This window comes from Bacillus sp. FJAT-44742, assembly GCF_002797315.1.
Lineage (GTDB): Bacteria > Bacillota > Bacilli > Bacillales > Marinococcaceae > Thalassorhabdus > Thalassorhabdus alkalitolerans.
Window position 1 is genome coordinate 2,978,800 of the sequence record NZ_KZ454936.1, and the last position, 17,679, is coordinate 2,996,478.

Below are 17,679 nucleotides of genomic sequence, written 5' to 3' on the forward strand. Positions count from 1 at the left end.
TCCTATCCTACGAAAAGGTTAAATGGAAGTCCATTAATCTGCTCACGCTTTGTTAGCGAAGAGAAATCCCTGGATCCATGTATAAATCACAACGGGCGTCCCCTTTGGACAAAATCCCGTCCTTCATCTTTTCCAAAAGGTCTGCAGCAGCCTGATGCCCCATATGGTCAGCCTGTTCCCACATTTTTTTTGCTAAGGATTCTTTCCCTATTTGATACGCCGTCACACCATACTTAAAGAAGTAATCCTCATGGTCGGGAGCAAACCTTTTTCCCAGGTGCTTAAACCAGCGGTACCCTTCTTCATACTCAGCAAGGTGACAAAAAGTGGCCCCCAGGCGATAAATATGATCTCTGTCCATAGGTACAACCTGCTTTAACAAATCAGCTACTTCCTTTGATTCTTCTTTACGTCCCATATCATAATAAAGAAGGGCAAGCTGGCAAATTGCAGGAAGATACTGCTCTTCTTCCAACAGGTCCTTTGTGAATGCAAGTGCCTCTTCGGAATAACCTTTTAAATGAAGAACATAGGCCAGCTGACTATAGGCGGAGCGAAAGGAAGGGTAATCTGTGATAATATTTTCCAGTAGCTCCTCTGCTTTATTATAATGCCCATCCTTCATATAACGGCACGCTTTTTCGTAACTTAAAATCAATTCATCTTCAATTCCGTCCCGTTCCTGGGATTCTCCTTGATCATTGTCAAGCTTAAGGAGCTCTAAAAGATCTCTTGCATCCTCTGCAAAATCTCCCTCTGAGCAGTATTGAAGATAATTCGTTGCTGCTTCTTTGGCTTTCTCAAACAAACCCTGGTATGCATAATTGTTTGCCAAAAAGAAGTAGCTGTCATACATCGTTGAATCCACATGGTCAAGAACGTGTAAAAGAAGGTCATTTGACTCTTCGTACCTTCCTAAATCTGCTAAAATAGCAGCAAGCTGACATTGAAAGACAGCTTCTTTGGGATTTATATCTATTGCACGGCGCAAATATTTCACAGCCCGGTTAAGCTCTTTCTTTTGATAGGCTCCTACTCCTTTTTTAAAGAAGTATTCCCCGTTTTGTATAAAAGGGATAACTTGTCCCTTCGTCTCTGATGATAATTTCATGCGACTTTTATGACCTCCGTCCACAAAAAATGCAATGTATCAAGTATAGCATTTTCTGTCAACCCAAAAAAGAGGGATAGACTATCGGTCCATCCCTTTTTTTTTAACAGTTATTTATTTTTATCCATCATTCTTTTCCGTGGCTTCTTTCATTGTGAAAACCTTAGCCGTGGCGGTTTTTAAGAACGTCCAGAACACTGTCTATCGGCAGCTTCTGTTCACGGAACAGCACAAGAGTATGATACAAAAGATCTGCTGCTTCCATGCTAAGTTCTTCGGCATCTCGGTTTTTTGAAGCAATGATGACTTCACTTGCTTCTTCACCAACCTTTTTGAGGATTTTATCTACACCTTCAGTAAACAAATACGTAGTGTAGGCACCCTCCGGCATTTCGGCTTCACGCCTGGCAATGGTTTCTTCAAGCTGGTTGATGATCGCAAAGCGTTCCGAGGCCTTCTCTGCTACTTCCTTATCCAGCAGGGAATCTGCAAAACAGCTGTAGCTGCCTTTATGGCAGGCCGGCCCTTTAGGATGTACGAGAACCACCAGGGCATCCTGATCACAGTCAAACCTGATGTCCTCTATCGTTTGTGTGTTCCCTGACGTTTCCCCTTTATGCCACAGCTCCTGGCGGGAGCGGCTGTAAAACCATGTTTCTTTTGTTTCAATGGACTTTTCAAGAGACTCTTTATTCATATAAGCCAGTGTCAAAACCTCTTTTGAGACAGCGTCTTGAACAATGGCAGGGATTAGGCCCTTTTCATCAAATGATAGTTCTTCCAGGTTCAACGGACTTCCACTCCTTTTTCACGCAAATGATGTTTCACTTCTTCTACTGAAGTTTCTTTATAATGAAAAATAGAAGCAGCCAAAGCAGCATCCGCTTTTGCTTTTTCGAACACATCGACAAAATGTTCCTTTGCACCGGCTCCTCCAGAAGCAATAACTGGCACGGAAACCACCTCATTTACAGCTTCCGTCAGAGGAAGGTCAAACCCAGCTTTCGAACCATCTTCATCCATACTCGTTAAAAGAATTTCTCCTGCTCCTCGTTTCACTACTTCGCGAGCCCAGTCTTTCACTTCCCAGTCTGTCGGGGTGCGGCCGCCGTGAGTATATATGCGCCATGAACCAAGTTCCTCATCGTATTTCGCATCAATAGCCACTACAATACACTGAGAACCAAAATAAGCTGCTCCCTCTGTGATCAGCTCAGGACGGTTGACAGCTGCTGTGTTCAGAGAAACTTTATCTGCTCCTGCACGCAAAATGATTTTCATATCCTCAAGAGAGTTAATGCCGCCGCCGACTGTAAAAGGAATGGCTAATTTTCCGGCCACTTCTTTTACTACTTCTACCATTGTTTTTCTACCTTCATGAGAGGCTGATATATCAAGGAAGACAAGTTCATCGGCGCCCTGCTCATCATAAAAGGCAGCCAGCTCAACTGGATCCCCGGCATCACGGAGATCAACAAACTGCACACCCTTTACAACCCGTCCTTCCTTCACATCAAGGCAGGGAACGATTCGTTTTGTGAGCATTATTTCTCCACCTCTCTAACTGCATCTTCAAGCTCTACCTTTCCTGTGTACAATGCTTTTCCAACAATGGCTCCGCCGATACCCTTTTCTTTATACTCAGCAAGCTCTTTAATATCATCCAGGCTGCTGACTCCTCCAGAGGCGATCACTTCTTTTCCTGTCGCTTCAGCAAGCTCAGCTATCGCCTTAACATTGGGCCCGGAGAGCATTCCGTCTTTTGAGATATCTGTAAATATAAATGTTTCTGCGCCTTGAGAAGCAAGCTCTTTTCCCAGGTCTACCGCTTTTACTTCCGAGGTTTCCACCCAGCCGTTTACGGCTACATATCCATCTCTTGCATCGAGTCCAATCGCTACTCGCTCCCCGTATAATGACAGCATCTTCTGAGCAAACTCAGGATTATTCACTGCTACACTTCCAAGAATCACCCGGTCGACACCATGTTCAAGATAGTACGCCACGTCTTCCTCTGTGCGGATACCGCCGCCGATCTGCACCTTAACATCAAGGTTTTTGGCCACCTCCAGCACATGATTATCGTTTACTCTTTTCTTCTCTTTTGCCCCGTCAAGGTCTACCATATGTATCCAGGAAGCGCCTGAATCAGCAAAGCGCTTCGCCATATCAAAGGGTGAATCTCCGTATACCGTTTCCTTCTCATAATCTCCCTGTAACAGGCGCACACATTTGCCGCAGCGCATATCAATTGCTGGATAGATTATAAACTTACTCATTTACGCTCACCTTTCCAGCCACTAAAGCCCCGAAATTTTTTAAAATAGTCATCCCCATTTGACTGCTTTTTTCAGGATGGAATTGTGTTCCCATGACATTATCACGGCCTACTACTGCAGGAACCGGTCCGTCATACTCACTTGTTGCAATTAACACCGATTCATCGTCCGTTCTCACTACATAAGAATGGACAAAATAGACGTGTCCCGTATTCAGCGATTGAAGAAGGGGGTGATCCGGCTGCTGAAAGGAAACCTTATTCCAGCCCATGTGAGGCACTTTATACTTCGTTCCATCCTCCATCACACCAGAAAAACGGCGCACATAGCCAGGCAGCAGATTAAGCCCTTCTGTTTCCCCATTTTCTTCACTTCCTTCAAATAATAACTGCATGCCAAGACAAATGCCCAGCAAAGGCTTCCCATCCTCTGCCCATTCCTTCACAAAATCTGCCTGGCCTTTCGCCTCCAGAATGGTCATAGCGTCTTTAAAGGACCCAACTCCAGGAAGAATCAGGCCATCAGCTTTTTTCAGCTCCTGGATATCCTCTGATAAAAAATACTCAAGCTCGAGCCGTTCCATTGCCTTTGTCACACTGTGCAAGTTGCCCATTCCATAGTCAATCACACCGATCATGCTGTTTCATCCTTTCTATGGAAACCTTTTTTCCAGACCTGATTTTCTAATTATAGCGCACCTGACTGTTTTACAGCATGCCTTTTGTGGAAGGAACACCCTTTACCCGCGGGTCAATCATGGTTGCCTCATCAAGGGCCCTTGCCATCGCTTTAAAAATTGCCTCAATCATATGATGAGTGTTATGTCCATAATGGACAATTACGTGAAGATTCATTCTGGCTTCAAGAGCGAACTTCCATAGAAATTCATGGACGAGCTCCGTGTCAAAGGTCCCTACCTTTGCCTGGGGAAAATCAGCACGAAATTCAAGGTGAGGTCTGTTGCTTAAATCGACCACAACTTGAGCAAGCGTTTCATCCATTGGAACAAAGGCGTTTCCATAACGGCGGATTCCTTTTTTATCTCCCAGGGCCTCCTTGAATACCTGCCCTAGGCATATTCCAATGTCTTCAGTTGTATGATGATCATCAACCTCGGTATCCCCTGTTGCTTTTACCGTTAAGTCAAAGTGGCCGTGCTTTGTGAAAAGCTCCAGCATGTGAGTCATGAAAGGAACGCCTGTTTCAATATCACTTTTTCCTTCCCCATCCACTTCAAAATCTAATTTGATTTGTGTTTCATAGGTGTTTCGCTCAATAGAACCTCTGCGTTCACTCACTTTTCTTTCCCTCCATTCGAATATCTATGGATCTTGCATGAGCTTCAAGCCCTTCCAGGCGTGCAAGTGCCGTGATATGGGAAGCATCTCTATGGAATGCTTCTTTACTGTATGAAATAATGCTCGATTTCTTGGTGAAATCATCGACATTTAATGGACTTGAGAATCGTGCTGTCCCGTTCGTTGGAAGCACATGGTTCGGCCCGGCAAAATAATCGCCCACTGGCTCAGGGCTGTACGGTCCTAAAAAGATGGCACCCGCATGTTTGATTTTTCCAAGCTGATCATGTGGGTTTAACGTTAAAATCTCGAGATGCTCCGGAGCAAGCTTGTTGACTGCCTCTATCGCTTCTTCCATGTTTTCTGTCAAATAGATGGCCCCGTAGTCTTTAATAGAGGCTTCTGCAATATCTTTTCTCGGCAGCTCCTTGACCTGGCGCTCAATTTCTGAAGCTGTCATTTGAGCAAGTGTTTCGGAAGGTGTGACTAAAACAGCTGACGCCATTTCATCATGTTCTGCCTGGGAAAGGAGATCTGCAGCAATATACTCGGGGCGTGCTCTTTCATCAGCAAGAACGACAACTTCACTGGGACCTGCAATCATATCGATATCAACCTGTCCAAATACCGCCCTCTTCGCAAGAGCCACAAAGATATTTCCAGGTCCTACTATTTTATCAACCTTCGGCACGGTTTCCGTTCCATAGGCCAGAGCAGCAACAGCCTGAGCCCCGCCGGCTTTCACAATGGTTTTGACCCCAAGTTCTGCAGCAGTGACAAGGACCGCGGGGGTAAGGTTTCCGTTTTTATCAGGAGGAGACGTCATAACGATGTTTTCCACACCAGCGACCTGGGCAGGAATCACGTTCATCATAATTGTGGAAGGATAAGAGGCTTTTCCTCCCGGAACATATACGCCCACAGAATCCAGAGGAATGATTTTCTGACCGAGCATTGTTCCGTCCTCCTTGGTCACCATCCAGGACTGACGTGTCTGCCTTTCATGAAATTCACGAATGTTAAGAGCTGCCTGTCTCAGCGCCTCCAGAACCTCATCTTCAACCTCATTATAGGCATCATCCATTTCTTCCTTGGTTACAAGAAGATTTTCCAGGGCTGCCCCATCAAACTGCTCTGTCAGTTTTTTTAGTGCTTGATCCCCCTCTTCGCGCACCTGGGCGAGAATGTTGTCTACTGAAGCCTGCTGCGTTTCGTTCCCTGTATCCACATCACGTGCCAGGCTTACTTCTTTTGTAACTTTAATAATTCTCACCGCTGCTCTCCTCCCATCACATCCGCAAGTCGTTCCACGAGGTCATCAATTTGTTCATCCTTCATCCGGTAGCTGACTGGGTTTACAATCAAACGGGAGGTAATAGGAATCATCGTTTCTAATTCTACGAGCCCGTTTTCCTTGAGGGTCCGGCCCGTTGAAACGATATCAACAATCCGGTCAGCAAGACCCACTAACGGAGCGAGCTCAATGGAGCCGTTTAACTTAATAATTTCGACTTGTTCACCTTGCTCCTTAAAATACTGTGTGGCTAAATTAGGATACTTAGATGCCACCTTCGGATTGATATCAGATTTCTTATAACCAGGAAGTCCTGCTACAGCCATGTAGCACTCACTAATTTTAAGATCAAGGACTTCATATACATCTCGTTCCTCTTCAATCATCACATCTTTTCCTGCCACCCCTACATCGGCGACCCCGTGCTCCACATATGTTGGAACATCCATAGGCTTGGCAAGGATAAAGCTCATATTTGCTTCAGGCGCTTCCACAATCAGCTTTCTGGAATCATCAAATTCAGGGGGAAGGGCGTAACCTGCCTTACGAAGCAAGTCGGCCGCTTCTTCAAATATCCTGCCTTTTGGCATTGCGACGGTCAGTTGCTCACTCATTGACTCCCTCTCCTTTTTTCTTGCCGATAAAATAAATGACGTCCTCAAAGGTTTCACTTAATTGATCTACACTTTCCACTCCTTGAAGGTCCTGAAGAACAACCTGCTTTCCTTCATTACGGAGGTTCCTTGCCTTTTCTATGGCTTCTCTTCTACGTTCTTTGCTAAAAATAATGCATGTTTGTTTAGGCTCTTCCTCTGTTTTTCCAAGTGCCTCCACAAGAAGGTCGAGACGAATACCAAAGCCTGTTGCCTGGGCTGGACGGTTAAATTTCTGTACTAATTCATCATATCGGCCTCCGCTTGAAAGGGGAAAACCAAGCTTGCTTCCATAGCCTTCAAAAACGACACCGGTATAGTAGCTCATATGCATCACTAAATTTAAGTCAAACTTTAAATGCTCGGTCACGCCGTATCCTTCGAGAACTTCCCACAGCTGCTCCAGGTCCTCAAGTGCCTTGGAGGCCTCGCCGTTATAAACAATTTCTTTCGCTTCTTCTATTTTACTGTAGCCGCCTCGGAGCTTAAGAAGACCCAGAAGACGCTTTTCATCAATAGAGGAAAGAGGAAGACTCTTTACATGGTGGCGGTATCCTACGTAGTTCTTTTCATATAAGTAACGACGAAGAACGCCTGCCCGCTCCTCGCTGCCTACAACATCAAGCAGAAGGGCATTCACATAGCCAATATGGCCAACGGCTACTTGAAAGTTTTCCAATCCCGCTTCTTTTAGAGCGGCAATCATTAATGCAATAACTTCTCCATCTGCACTTGCCGTGCCATCTCCAACAAGCTCTACACCCATTTGTTCAAACTCTGCCGGGCGTCCTCCTTCACGCTGCTGGGCACGAAACAAATGAGTTTGATAGGAAAGACGCAAAGGGAAAGGCTGATCCTTTAGACTGGAGCCGGCAACTCTTGCAATCGGAGCGGTCATATCAGGTCTAAGGACCAGAGTGTTCCCTTGCTGATCAAGAAGCTTAAACAGCTGCTGGTCTAGAATTGCTGAGGCATCGCCTACAGTATCGTAGTATTCTAACGTCGGTGTCTCTATCGGTCGGTAACCCCAGCGCTCAGTTTCTGCTTCCACCTTTTTGCTTATGTTCCGTTTCGTTTCGTAGAAGGCCGGGAGGGTATCTCGCATTCCAAGAGGTTTTTCAAACATAAAGGGTTTGCTCATTTGTGTGTCGCTCCTTTGGGCTGAAGATATTGGGCAGCAGGCTGTGTGAGCCTGTATGTAGTCAAATCTTTATTAAAATGCCAAGAACTGCTGCATACGCAGTTTCAGCATATTTTTCCATGCACTGTTTTTCACCTAGATAAATCATAGATAGGATTTCCTATATAATCAAATGTTTGCTTGGTTCTTTATCGCGTTTTGCTTTAGTTCGCTAATGTACTATCGAGATAAAGAGCATAGGTGTAGTGTACACACCTTTTGTTGCATCGTCAAGAGACCGGGGGCCTGGCACCCCGACTTACTGTAATATTTTTAATTTGGTTTTTCCTATCTTTTCGGCCTTTCTCACGTTTTCTTTATTACAACCCGCTGGGGGTGCCTGGCACCGTTACATGCCGTAATATTTTAATTGCAGTTTCCCTCTTATATCAGCGTTCTTCTCAATTTAATATTACAATCCTCTGCGGTGCCTGGCACCCCTTCCCAATGGAATGGCAATCTCCACAAAAAAAGCGAAGGCTTGTCTAATCAAGTCCCTCGCTTCGTTCTTCCAATTGTTCTTTTGTGTATATCACTTTCATCGGGTTTCCCCCGACAAAGCTTCCCGCCGGGACATCCTTATGCACGAGAGTGGCTGCTGAAACGATAGCACCATCACCAATGGTCACACCCGGCAGAATTGTTGTGTTTGCCCCGATCAATACCTCATCCCCAATTTTCACATCGCCCAGACGGTATTCTTTAATCAAATACTCATGAGCCAAAATTGTTGTATTGTAACCGATAACGGTGTTTCGCCCCACTGAAATTTTTTCAGGGAACATCACATCAAGCATGACCATCAAGGCAAAGGACGTTTCTTTTCCTACCTCCATGCCAAGAAACCTTTTGTAAAGCCAGTTTTTCATAGGGAGAAAAGGAGTGTACCTCGCCATTTGAATAACGATAAAATTCTTGGATACTTTCCAAAACGGGACCGTCTTATAGACTTGCCAGAGTGAATTTGCCTCTTTTACAGAATAACGGTCCGTTTTCCTCATCGTACTCGAACTCCTACATACTTCAGCAGATCAGGCATCTTTTCAAGCATAAGATCCGGCTTAAAGGAGCTGAGATGTTCTTTTCCTTTAATAGACCAGGCTACTCCTGCCGTGTACGTCCCTGCATTCTGGCCGCCGAGAATATCATAATGACTGTCGCCTACCATTAGAGTGTTATCCGGCTTGGATCCAAGAGCCTTCATCGCTTGATTTAAAGGTTCCGGGTTTGGTTTCACTTCCTCCACATCGTCAAACGTCACAATGCTGGAAAAATAAGGGCTGAGACCCATCACTTCAATACCCATTAAAGCTGTCTGCTTTCGTTTTGTGGTCACCACAGCTAATTTAAAGCCTTCATTGTGAAGAGTATCCACAGTTTCCTGAACTCCTTCATACTCTTCAATCAGTTCATCGTGGAAAGCAAGGTTATGCTGTCGATACATTTCTATCATTTCTTCCGCTCGCTCAGGATCGACCTTTCGAAAGCTTTCAGTTAAAGGTGGTCCGATAAACTGAATAATATCCTCTCGCCCATATGTTCCTGGCTTGTAATGATCCAGTGTATGTTTAAAGGAAGAAATAATTAACTCGTTTGTATTAACCAACGTTCCGTCCAAGTCAAATAAAATCGTATTAATATTCATAGGATGTGGTTTCCTTTCCGGCAAATTCTTGTTTTTTCTCCACCCGGTTCCAAATGTAAGCAATGATCATTGTCAGAATAATTGCAGTAACCAGCCTGATAATAAGAAGAGGAAGAACAGGTATGCCAAGAGGAATAAATATTAGTGTATCCTCTATGACAGCATGACAGGCCACAAGAAATATAAAGACCAGGTATAAATCCTTTTTCTTTACTTTATCCTCTTTTGCAGCCTGGATCATCACCCCTGCCCCAAAAGCAAGCCCAAACAAAAGCCCTGAAGCCAATGTGGTGGAAGTATTTTCCCTAATTCCAAGCATCCTGGTAAAGGGAGACATCCACCGTGAAAAGACTTGCAGCCAGTTAAGGTCTTTCATAATCTGTACAAAAATCATGATAGGGATAACAATCAAAGCAATTTGTATAATTCCCAATGTAGCGCTGGAAACCCCCTGCCAGATGACTCCCATCCAGCCATCTACCTCAGGCTGGCTCGTTCCTGATACAAACCCGTATTGAGCCTGTTCTCCTCCCCCCTGCCAGAGCCAGTGAATCATTAAAGCAGAGAAAAAAGCAAGCCCAAGGCGAACCGCCAGAACGACAGACATCCGTATGCCTATTTTTACCGCTACGGCCGATTCTACAAAAAGATTATGAGAAAAAGACAGCATCACAGCAAGGATAAAGACTTCCTTAACTGTGAGATCCATGGTTAAAATGGCACCAATCGCAGCATATAAATTCAGTACATTTCCTAAAACAAGAGGAATGGCAGCTTCACCAGGAAGCCCAATCCACCCCATCATAGGAGCAAGTATACGCGCGATCCAATCAAGAACAGGTGTATAGCTTAAAATGGTTACGATCAGTGTAATGGGAAAAATAATTTTCCCTAACGTCCAAGAAGTCTGTAGACCAACCAGTAACCCTTTTTTCAATGTTTGCCACAAAGTTCTACCACCTGCCTTTTGCCTTTCGAAATTCACTCATCCAGCCTGATCGGGGGCTTCTTATTTTTTCTTTTTCTTTTTGGTCGTTTTCTTTTTACCGTTACTTGTTTTCTTAGGGGCTTCCGCTTCATCATCTAAATACCGTGTATCGGCGTATCCCTTTTTCCTTCTGTACCAGATCAGGAAAATTGAACCTGCGATCAATACGAGAGAAACTACCTGTGCCGTACGGAGGAGATCAAAAATCATTAGGCTGTCTGTACGCAGACCTTCAATAAAGAAGCGTCCTACTGAATACAGGATGAGATAGGAAAAGAACATCTCACCTTGTCGCAGATTTACCCGGCGGAGCCAGAGAAGAATCGCCAGGACAAGTAGATTCCATAAGGATTCATATAAAAAAGTTGGATGGTAATACGTACCGTCTATATACATCTGATTAATAATAAAATCAGGAATCATTAAGCCTTCCAGAAACTCTCTTGTCACCGGGCCGCCATGGGCCTCCTGGTTCATGAAGTTACCCCATCGCCCAACGGCCTGTGCAAGGATAATTCCCGGCACAACCAGGTCAGTCAGCCTCCAGAAGGAAACGCCTCTCTTTTTCGCAAAAACATAGACGGTGATAAAGGCACCAATCAAACCACCATGAATGGCAAGCCCGCCTTCCCAGATCGCAAATGCGCGAAGGGGTTCATGAATATAGGTTTGCCATTCAAATATCACATAATAAATTCGTGCTGAAACGATTGCTATCGGAAACGCCCAAAGGAGCAAATCTGCAAACATATCCTTTGGCAGTCCTCTTTTTTCAAATTCCCGTGAAACAAGGAGGTACCCTAAAAAGGCACCAATCCCTATTAGAAGTCCATACCAATGCACGGTAAGGGGACCAATTTCAAATGCTACGCGGTCATAAGGCTGCGCTGTAAAAATCATATTCGTGACACCTCTGTTCTACAATCACTTTACGTACTTGTTTTATCGGTTTCCTGCTTTCATTATGCTTCCATCCGATGCTGACAAGAGTCAGAGCCTACCCTTTTATGACCAAAGCGAACACCGGTTTTTTCTTAACATAAAAAACGAGGAAGATTTGGGTTTAATAATCCTGCTCGCCTTCCTCAATCACGTCCGTCAGTCTTTCAGAAAATTTTTCGGCTGTATTAATCCCCATCCGCTTCAAACGGAAGTTCATGGCAGCCACTTCAACGATAACAGCAAGGTTTCGTCCTGGTCGCACAGGAATGGTATAGATAGGTACTTCAGTATCAATAATTTTCATTGTGTTTTCTTCTATCCCAAGCCGGTCATAAGCCTTGGTCTGATCCCAGAGCTCCAGGTTAATTACCAACGCCACACGCTTAAATGGCCGAACGGCTCCCGCGCCAAACAGAGTCATGACATCAATAATGCCCAGTCCGCGAATTTCAAGTAAATGCTGAATTAATTCAGGTGCTCTTCCTATTAATGTTGTCCCGTGCTCCTGACGAATTTCCACGGAGTCATCAGCTACCAGGCGGTGTCCTCTGCGGACAAGGTCAAGAGCTGTTTCACTTTTACCTACTCCACTTGCTCCTGTTAGTAAAACCCCGATCCCGTATATATCCACAAGGACCCCATGAATGGCAGTAGACTTGGCAAGCCGCGCTTCCAGGAAGTTTGTAATCTGACTGCTCAGCCTTGTCGTAGTCGTTGCGGAGCTCATGATCGGAACTCCCGTCCTTTGTGAAGCTGCAAGTAATTCATCAGGTGCTTCAATCCCTCGGGAAATAACGATCCCTGGTGTGTCATATGTACAAAGCTTTTCCATTCGGTCCTGCTTTTCCTGCTGAGTCAGCTGCTGGAAAAATGAGAGCTCGGTCCGCCCAATCAGCTGAAGCCTTTTCGCCGGATAGTATGTAAAGTAACCGGCCATCTCCATTCCCGGCCTTGATATATCACTCGTCGTAATAGCCCTGTAGAGCCCGTCTTCGCCACTTAATAACGTTAAATTGAAATGCTCGATCAAGTCATTGGCTGTTACCTTAGGCATTTCCCATCCCTCCAAGCTGTATCTTGCAATATAGGATTTTTCACTTTTTCCATTGTAGCATGAAATATTGAAAATGTAATAAGAACGAAAAGGGCGTTGCCCCGTTTTAATTAAACGTTTGTTTGAAACTCCCTAGCCGCCTTTCATAGAAGGATCGGAGGCTTTATCCTGGTAACCCCTCCACAAGTGGATCACATTTCCCTACATTGGCTTTCTATCAAAAAAAGCGTGAAAGCTTTTCAAGGCCTTCACGCTTTGCTGCTATTTTTTTCGCAGAGGATCTACCACAAAGGAATTAATCAGAGCATTTAGTATTGCAATAATAATTGCTGCTAAAAGGGCCATCCAAAAGCTTGAAATGACAAAAGCCTCTCCCATTATTGCGGCTGTAAGCATTAACAACCCAGCGTTAATGATAAACAAGAAAATCCCTAACGTAATAAAGGTAATAGGAAGTGTCAGGATGACTAACAGCGGCCTGATGAACGTGTTGATTATTGACAGGATCAAGCTGGCAACAATAGCTGCCCCTATTCCAGAGAGATGAAAATACTCGCCAAAGAACCCGGCTACCGTCATTAGGACGACCGTATTGACAAGCAGGTATACAAGACACCCCATTAAAAGGTGGCATCCTCTTCATTTGGCATAAGAAATACAAGCAGCAAGTAACCTAGAAGAAACGGTACCCCTGAAGTCACAATAGCTAAAACGACAGTAAGTACACGGACAATCGTGGCGTCAATACCAAAATAAGCAGCCAGCCCCCCGCAGACCCCTGCAATTTTCCGATCTTCTCTCGTTCGGTACAACTTTTTCATAGGAATGCCCTCCTTTTACCCTTCCATGTTTTTAAGGGAGATCGACCCTGTTTTTGTACTTGCCTCAAGCCTTAATCGAGGTGATCCGCTTTGATTGGATACAAAGGTAATGGATTTTTGAACAAAATCTTTCTTCTCCTCAATGACCTCTACGTTTGGCATCGTCCAATTATAATTCCCAATGTTTGTTTTTAAAATGCCGTCAGTGCGGATCGTGGATGGGACAGTCACAAAGACACTTCCCGTGGTCGCTGCCAAATTAGCTCTCGTATCTTCAGCAATATTCAAGCGGGCACTAATCGTCCCATTAAGTGACTCGGCTTCAACGTCCTTCATCAACGCTTCAAGCTCAATGGTCCCATGCATGGTCTGGACATCACACCGGTCAATTGTGCCTCCTGAAATGGTAACCGGGCCGCTGACCGTTTCCCCTTTAAACGCTTGAGCGTGGACATCATTAAAAATCATGCTGCCGTTTACGACCTTTGCTGTCAGTGACTGCGCCTTCAGTTTTTCCCCTTTAAAATGGCCGTTAAACGTGTAAAACTGCAGGCTGGCGTAGTCCTTTTTCGGCAAATACAAAGTCCCGTTTACTTTAATAGCTTTTGTTTTCGTATGAAAATGAAGCTCCTCTCCGGCTACTTCAAAGTCTGTTTCCTTCAAAAACTCTTCTCTTGCCTCGTCAGGATTCTTTGCTTTATAAACCTTTGCCTTTGTCTCAAGCCGTACATGAGGTTCATCCCATGATTCAATATTTAAGGACCCATTTTCCAGGGAAACGTCTATTTTTGACTGAAACATATTTTGATGCTGGAAAATATGATTAACCTCTATATAAGAACCAAAATTGAAATCAAGATCAAGCTCTTTTATTTTTTGCAGTGTGTTTTCAATAAAATCCGAGAACTTTTTCATGCCTGGTTCTGTCTTATCTTTATCCTTATCCTTCTGCCACTGATTATACCTTTTATTACCCTCTCCCCAATCTACTTTCGTAGAGAGGTCTGACAGGTGATCAGTAATAGATTTCACTTTCTCCTTTTCGGTCGCAGAAGTTACGTTTTCTTCATTAGTTGTGCTGCTTTCCGGCTTCTTCTCTTCCTGGTTTAAGGCTTGCAGTAGTTTTGCCCCTTCTTCCGCGGAAATCTTTCCGCTTTCAACCATCTTCAATATCATCTTGCGTTCTTCTTCCATGATTGATCCCTGCCCTTCCTTGCTATTTAGGCCAAGCCGACAACAGATCCTTCTTCAACCTGTTTTTCTTTTATGCAGTAGTCTACCCATTCATACGCATCATCGCCCAAGAATGTTTCAGTTTTCAAAATAGAATATAATAATTTTCTCTTTTTCATGATACCTTCGCTGAAGTTCCTGAGCAATATCTTTCAAGCTCTGCCAGCCAGTCAGTTACTTTCCTGAAAGCAAACTGATCTCAGCATACAAGCAGGCACATAAAACCGGACGTATATAAAAAAGGGAGAAAGCACAATCTCCTTCTCCCTCTTTGTTCCTTGCGGAGCAGGGAGGCTTCTTTATGATTCGGCTACTTTCTCTGCATACGCCAGCCGTTCCTTCATCCTTTTCTGCTCTCTCTCTAATATAGGTTTTAAATATCTTCCTGTATATGATTCCTTTTCTTCTGCCACCTTCTCAGGTGTTCCGCATGCTACCAATTTCCCTCCACCGTCACCGCCCTCAGGGCCAAGGTCGATGATATGGTCCACCGTCTTGATGACATCCAGGTTATGCTCAATCACAAGCACGCTGTCCCCGTTATCAACTAACCGTTGAAGCACCTTGAGCAAACGGTCAATGTCATCTACATGAAGTCCCGTCGTTGGTTCATCGAGAATATAGAAGGAACGTCCGGTTGGACGCCGGTGAAGCTGGGAAGCCAATTTCACCCGTTGTGCTTCCCCTCCAGAGAGCGTGGTCGCAGGCTGTCCTAATTTAATGTAACCAAGCCCCACGTCATATAAGGTCTGAATCTTGCGCTTGATCTTTGGTATATTTTCAAAGAAACTCAAGCCTTCTTCCACAGTCATAGCCAGTACATCTGCAATGTTTTTCCCTTTGTAACGGATTTCTAATGTGTCCCGGTTATAACGTTTTCCTTTACATTGTTCACATGGAACGTAAACGTCAGGAAGAAAGTGCATTTCAATTTTTATAATACCATCGCCCTTACAGGCTTCGCAGCGGCCGCCACGGACATTAAAACTGAAGCGCCCCTTTTTGTACCCGCGCATTTTTGCTTCATTCGTCATGGCAAAGACATCACGGATATCGTCAAAAACACCGGTATACGTTGCGGGGTTGGAACGGGGAGTCCGTCCGATAGGTGACTGATCAATATCGATCACTTTATCAATATGATCAATTCCTTCGATTCCTTTATGGGCCCCCGGCTTGTCCTTGGCCCGGTGGAGCTTAAGAGCCAATGACTTATGCAAAATATCGTTAATAAGTGTACTTTTTCCTGAACCGGACACCCCTGTTACTGCTGTAAAGAGACCAAGGGGGATATCCACCGTTGTATTTTTAAGGTTATTTTCCTTTGCTCCTTTAATGGTCAGCTTTCGGTCTCCTGCTTTTCTTCGTTCAGGAGGGAGAGGAATAAACTTTTCCCCCGATAAATATTGTCCGGTCAAGGATTCAGGGTCTTCCATTATTTCATCAGGGCTTCCCTGAGAGGTAATGTAGCCCCCGTGCATGCCGGCTCCGGGCCCAATGTCCACAATGTGATCAGCTGCAAGCATTGTATCTTCATCGTGCTCCACGACAATCAGCGTATTGCCCAGGTCACGCATATGCTCAAGGGTTCTGATCAATCTATCGTTGTCTCGCTGGTGAAGGCCAATCGATGGCTCATCAAGAATATACAACACTCCCATAAGAGACGATCCGATCTGGGTGGCCAGCCGGATCCGCTGAGCCTCTCCTCCAGAAAGGGTACCGGCTGAACGGCTGAGATTTAAATAGTCAAGGCCGACATTGACCAGAAAGCCAAGGCGTTCCTCAATTTCTCTTAGGATCATCCGGGCAATTGCCAGTTCTTTTTCATTTAAAGAAAGGCCCTCAAAGAAACTTTTGGCGTCTTTTACCGACATTTCTGTTACATGTCCGATATGCTTCTCATTTACAAGGACAGACAAGCTCTCCTTACGCAGGCGGTGACCTTTGCATGTGCCGCATGCTTTATGAATCATATATTGTTCCATCTGATCACGGATATAGTCAGAGGAGGTCTCATGATAACGGCGGGAAATATTCTTAAGGACACCCTCAAAATAAATATTTCTTTCCCTCACCTGGCCCCGGTCATTTTCATATCGGAACTTTACTCGCTCCTTATTGCTTCCATAAAGAATGACATTCATTTGATCCTCTGGAAGGTTTTTCACCGGGGTTTCCATGTCAATCCCGTAATGATGACAGACAGATTCCAGAAGCTGGGGGTAGTACTGGGAGCTTGTAGGCTCCCACGCCGCAATGGCATGACCCTTTAACGTCCGGTCCCAGTCAGGGACAACAAGGTCTTTATCGACTTCAAGCTGGCTCCCCAGTCCGTCACACGTCGGACAAGCACCATATGGACTGTTAAAGGAGAATATTCTGGGCTCAAGCTCTTCAATGGAAAATCCGCAAATGGGACAGGCATGGTGCTGGCTGAAGAGAAGTTCATCCCCATCGATAATATCAATGAGAACGCGCCCTTCTCCGAGCTCTAACGCCGTTTCCATGGAATCCGTAAGCCTTGTTTCTATGCCTTCTTTTACTACAATACGGTCTACTACTGCTTCAATATTGTGCTTTTTATTTTTTTCAAGTGTGATTTCTTCGGAAACCTCACGGATTTCCCCATCCACACGCACGCGGACAAACCCTCTTTTCTTGAGGTCTTCAAGAACCTTCACGTGTTCACCTTTGCGTCCGGAAACAAGAGGAGCCAGAATCTGCAGCTTGGTCCGCTCCTCAAACTCCGTTACCTGGTCTACCATTTGCTGAACCGTCTGGGAGGAAATTTCAGTTCCATGCTTTGGGCAGACCGGCTTGCCAATACGGGCAAAAAGCAAACGGAGGTAATCATAGATTTCTGTTACCGTCCCCACCGTCGAGCGGGGGTTGCGGCTTGTTGTTTTCTGGTCAATGGAAATAGCCGGCGACAACCCTTCAATGGCGTCAACATCGGGCTTATCCATTTGTCCGAGAAACTGGCGGGCATAGGCAGACAAAGACTCTACATACCTTCTCTGCCCTTCCGCATATATGGTATCAAAGGCGAGAGAAGATTTACCCGATCCTGAGATCCCTGTAAATACAACCAGTTTATCTCGCGGAATCGTCACATCTATATCTTTTAAATTATGAGAACGCGCACCTTTGACTTGCAGTTTTTCAAGTGCCATGCCTT

Annotated in this window: 18 protein-coding genes; all 18 read right to left on the reverse strand. The window is 44.9% G+C overall.

The window, feature by feature from the left end; all coding sequences use genetic code 11:
• Positions 1-52: 52 nt before the first annotated feature.
• Complete coding sequence (locus CEF17_RS14750) at positions 53-1,111, reverse strand: tetratricopeptide repeat protein (protein WP_100400195.1); 1,059 nt, start codon at positions 1,109-1,111, stop codon at positions 53-55.
• Between the two features lie 163 nt (positions 1,112-1,274).
• Positions 1,275-1,901: a bifunctional phosphoribosyl-AMP cyclohydrolase/phosphoribosyl-ATP diphosphatase HisIE gene (gene hisIE, locus CEF17_RS14755; RefSeq protein WP_100400196.1), complete on the reverse strand. Its 627-nt coding sequence runs from the start codon at positions 1,899-1,901 to the stop codon at positions 1,275-1,277.
• Complete coding sequence (gene hisF / locus CEF17_RS14760; RefSeq protein ID WP_100400197.1) at positions 1,898-2,656, reverse strand: imidazole glycerol phosphate synthase subunit HisF; 759 nt, start codon at positions 2,654-2,656, stop codon at positions 1,898-1,900. Before hisF ends, hisIE begins: the two co-directional genes overlap by 4 nt.
• Complete coding sequence (hisA, locus tag CEF17_RS14765) at positions 2,656-3,390, reverse strand: 1-(5-phosphoribosyl)-5-[(5-phosphoribosylamino)methylideneamino]imidazole-4-carboxamide isomerase (RefSeq protein ID WP_100400198.1); 735 nt, start codon at positions 3,388-3,390, stop codon at positions 2,656-2,658. The genes hisF and hisA overlap by 1 nt, the downstream gene beginning before the upstream one ends.
• Positions 3,383-4,027, reverse strand: a complete 645-nt coding sequence (gene hisH, locus CEF17_RS14770; RefSeq protein ID WP_100400199.1) for an imidazole glycerol phosphate synthase subunit HisH — start codon at positions 4,025-4,027, stop codon at positions 3,383-3,385. Before hisH ends, hisA begins: the two co-directional genes overlap by 8 nt.
• A 70-nt stretch (positions 4,028-4,097) precedes the next feature.
• Positions 4,098-4,688 (reverse strand): imidazoleglycerol-phosphate dehydratase HisB, encoded by a 591-nt coding sequence (gene hisB, locus CEF17_RS14775; protein ID WP_100400200.1) that lies wholly within the window; start codon positions 4,686-4,688, stop codon positions 4,098-4,100.
• Positions 4,681-5,961 carry a histidinol dehydrogenase gene (hisD, locus tag CEF17_RS14780; protein ID WP_100400201.1) on the reverse strand — a complete coding sequence of 427 codons (1,281 nt, stop codon included), beginning with the start codon at positions 5,959-5,961 and terminating at the stop codon, positions 4,681-4,683. The genes hisB and hisD overlap by 8 nt, the downstream gene beginning before the upstream one ends.
• Positions 5,958-6,596 (reverse strand): ATP phosphoribosyltransferase, encoded by a 639-nt coding sequence (hisG, locus tag CEF17_RS14785; protein ID WP_054636827.1) that lies wholly within the window; start codon positions 6,594-6,596, stop codon positions 5,958-5,960. Before hisG ends, hisD begins: the two co-directional genes overlap by 4 nt.
• Positions 6,589-7,776: an ATP phosphoribosyltransferase regulatory subunit gene (locus tag CEF17_RS14790; protein WP_100400202.1), complete on the reverse strand. Its 1,188-nt coding sequence runs from the start codon at positions 7,774-7,776 to the stop codon at positions 6,589-6,591. Before CEF17_RS14790 ends, hisG begins: the two co-directional genes overlap by 8 nt.
• Before the next feature lie 524 nt (positions 7,777-8,300).
• Positions 8,301-8,816: an acyltransferase gene (locus CEF17_RS14795; RefSeq protein WP_100400203.1), complete on the reverse strand. Its 516-nt coding sequence runs from the start codon at positions 8,814-8,816 to the stop codon at positions 8,301-8,303.
• Complete coding sequence (ppaX, locus tag CEF17_RS14800) at positions 8,813-9,460, reverse strand: pyrophosphatase PpaX (RefSeq protein WP_100400204.1); 648 nt, start codon at positions 9,458-9,460, stop codon at positions 8,813-8,815. Before ppaX ends, CEF17_RS14795 begins: the two co-directional genes overlap by 4 nt.
• The gene (locus tag CEF17_RS14805) at positions 9,450-10,409 is read right to left on the reverse strand and encodes a nucleoside recognition domain-containing protein (protein ID WP_100400205.1); all 960 of its coding nucleotides are present in this window, start codon (positions 10,407-10,409) and stop codon (positions 9,450-9,452) included. Before CEF17_RS14805 ends, ppaX begins: the two co-directional genes overlap by 11 nt.
• A 60-nt stretch (positions 10,410-10,469) precedes the next feature.
• The gene (lgt, locus tag CEF17_RS14810; RefSeq protein ID WP_100400206.1) at positions 10,470-11,348 is read right to left on the reverse strand and encodes a prolipoprotein diacylglyceryl transferase; all 879 of its coding nucleotides are present in this window, start codon (positions 11,346-11,348) and stop codon (positions 10,470-10,472) included.
• Between the two features lie 163 nt (positions 11,349-11,511).
• Positions 11,512-12,444: an HPr(Ser) kinase/phosphatase gene (gene hprK, locus CEF17_RS14815; RefSeq protein WP_100400207.1), complete on the reverse strand. Its 933-nt coding sequence runs from the start codon at positions 12,442-12,444 to the stop codon at positions 11,512-11,514.
• Between the two features lie 261 nt (positions 12,445-12,705).
• Entirely contained in the window at positions 12,706-13,065 is a 360-nt protein-coding gene (locus CEF17_RS14820) for a phage holin family protein (RefSeq protein WP_054636825.1), read from the reverse strand.
• Entirely contained in the window at positions 13,065-13,265 is a 201-nt protein-coding gene (locus CEF17_RS14825; protein ID WP_054636824.1) for a PspC domain-containing protein, read from the reverse strand. The genes CEF17_RS14820 and CEF17_RS14825 overlap by 1 nt, the downstream gene beginning before the upstream one ends.
• 15 nt (positions 13,266-13,280) lie before the next feature.
• Positions 13,281-14,459 (reverse strand): DUF4097 family beta strand repeat-containing protein, encoded by a 1,179-nt coding sequence (locus CEF17_RS14830; protein WP_100400208.1) that lies wholly within the window; start codon positions 14,457-14,459, stop codon positions 13,281-13,283.
• A 338-nt stretch (positions 14,460-14,797) separates the two neighbouring features.
• Entirely contained in the window at positions 14,798-17,674 is a 2,877-nt protein-coding gene (uvrA, locus tag CEF17_RS14835; protein WP_100400209.1) for an excinuclease ABC subunit UvrA, read from the reverse strand.
• Positions 17,675-17,679 lie beyond the last annotated feature (5 nt).

Excerpts from the sequence above, each read along its gene's own strand:
- CEF17_RS14830 (WP_100400208.1), bottom strand. The coding sequence starts at position 14,459 with ATGGAAGAAGAACGCAAGATGATATTGAAGATGGTTGAAAGCGGAAAG.
- lgt (WP_100400206.1), bottom strand. The coding sequence starts at position 11,348 with ATGATTTTTACAGCGCAGCCTTATGACCGCGTAGCATTTGAAATTGGT.
- CEF17_RS14825 (WP_054636824.1), bottom strand. The coding sequence starts at position 13,265 with ATGAAAAAGTTGTACCGAACGAGAGAAGATCGGAAAATTGCAGGGGTC.
- ppaX (WP_100400204.1), bottom strand. The coding sequence starts at position 9,460 with ATGAATATTAATACGATTTTATTTGACTTGGACGGAACGTTGGTTAAT.
- hisF (WP_100400197.1), bottom strand. The coding sequence starts at position 2,656 with ATGCTCACAAAACGAATCGTTCCCTGCCTTGATGTGAAGGAAGGACGG.
- hprK (WP_100400207.1), bottom strand. The coding sequence starts at position 12,444 with ATGCCTAAGGTAACAGCCAATGACTTGATCGAGCATTTCAATTTAACG.
- CEF17_RS14795 (WP_100400203.1), bottom strand. The coding sequence starts at position 8,816 with ATGAGGAAAACGGACCGTTATTCTGTAAAAGAGGCAAATTCACTCTGG.
- hisG (WP_054636827.1), bottom strand. The coding sequence starts at position 6,596 with ATGAGTGAGCAACTGACCGTCGCAATGCCAAAAGGCAGGATATTTGAA.
- hisA (WP_100400198.1), bottom strand. The coding sequence starts at position 3,390 with ATGAGTAAGTTTATAATCTATCCAGCAATTGATATGCGCTGCGGCAAA.
- CEF17_RS14790 (WP_100400202.1), bottom strand. The coding sequence starts at position 7,776 with ATGAGCAAACCCTTTATGTTTGAAAAACCTCTTGGAATGCGAGATACC.
- CEF17_RS14820 (WP_054636825.1), bottom strand. The coding sequence starts at position 13,065 with ATGGGGTGTCTTGTATACCTGCTTGTCAATACGGTCGTCCTAATGACG.
- uvrA (WP_100400209.1), bottom strand. The coding sequence starts at position 17,674 with ATGGCACTTGAAAAACTGCAAGTCAAAGGTGCGCGTTCTCATAATTTA.
- CEF17_RS14750 (WP_100400195.1), bottom strand. The coding sequence starts at position 1,111 with ATGAAATTATCATCAGAGACGAAGGGACAAGTTATCCCTTTTATACAA.
- hisH (WP_100400199.1), bottom strand. The coding sequence starts at position 4,027 with ATGATCGGTGTGATTGACTATGGAATGGGCAACTTGCACAGTGTGACA.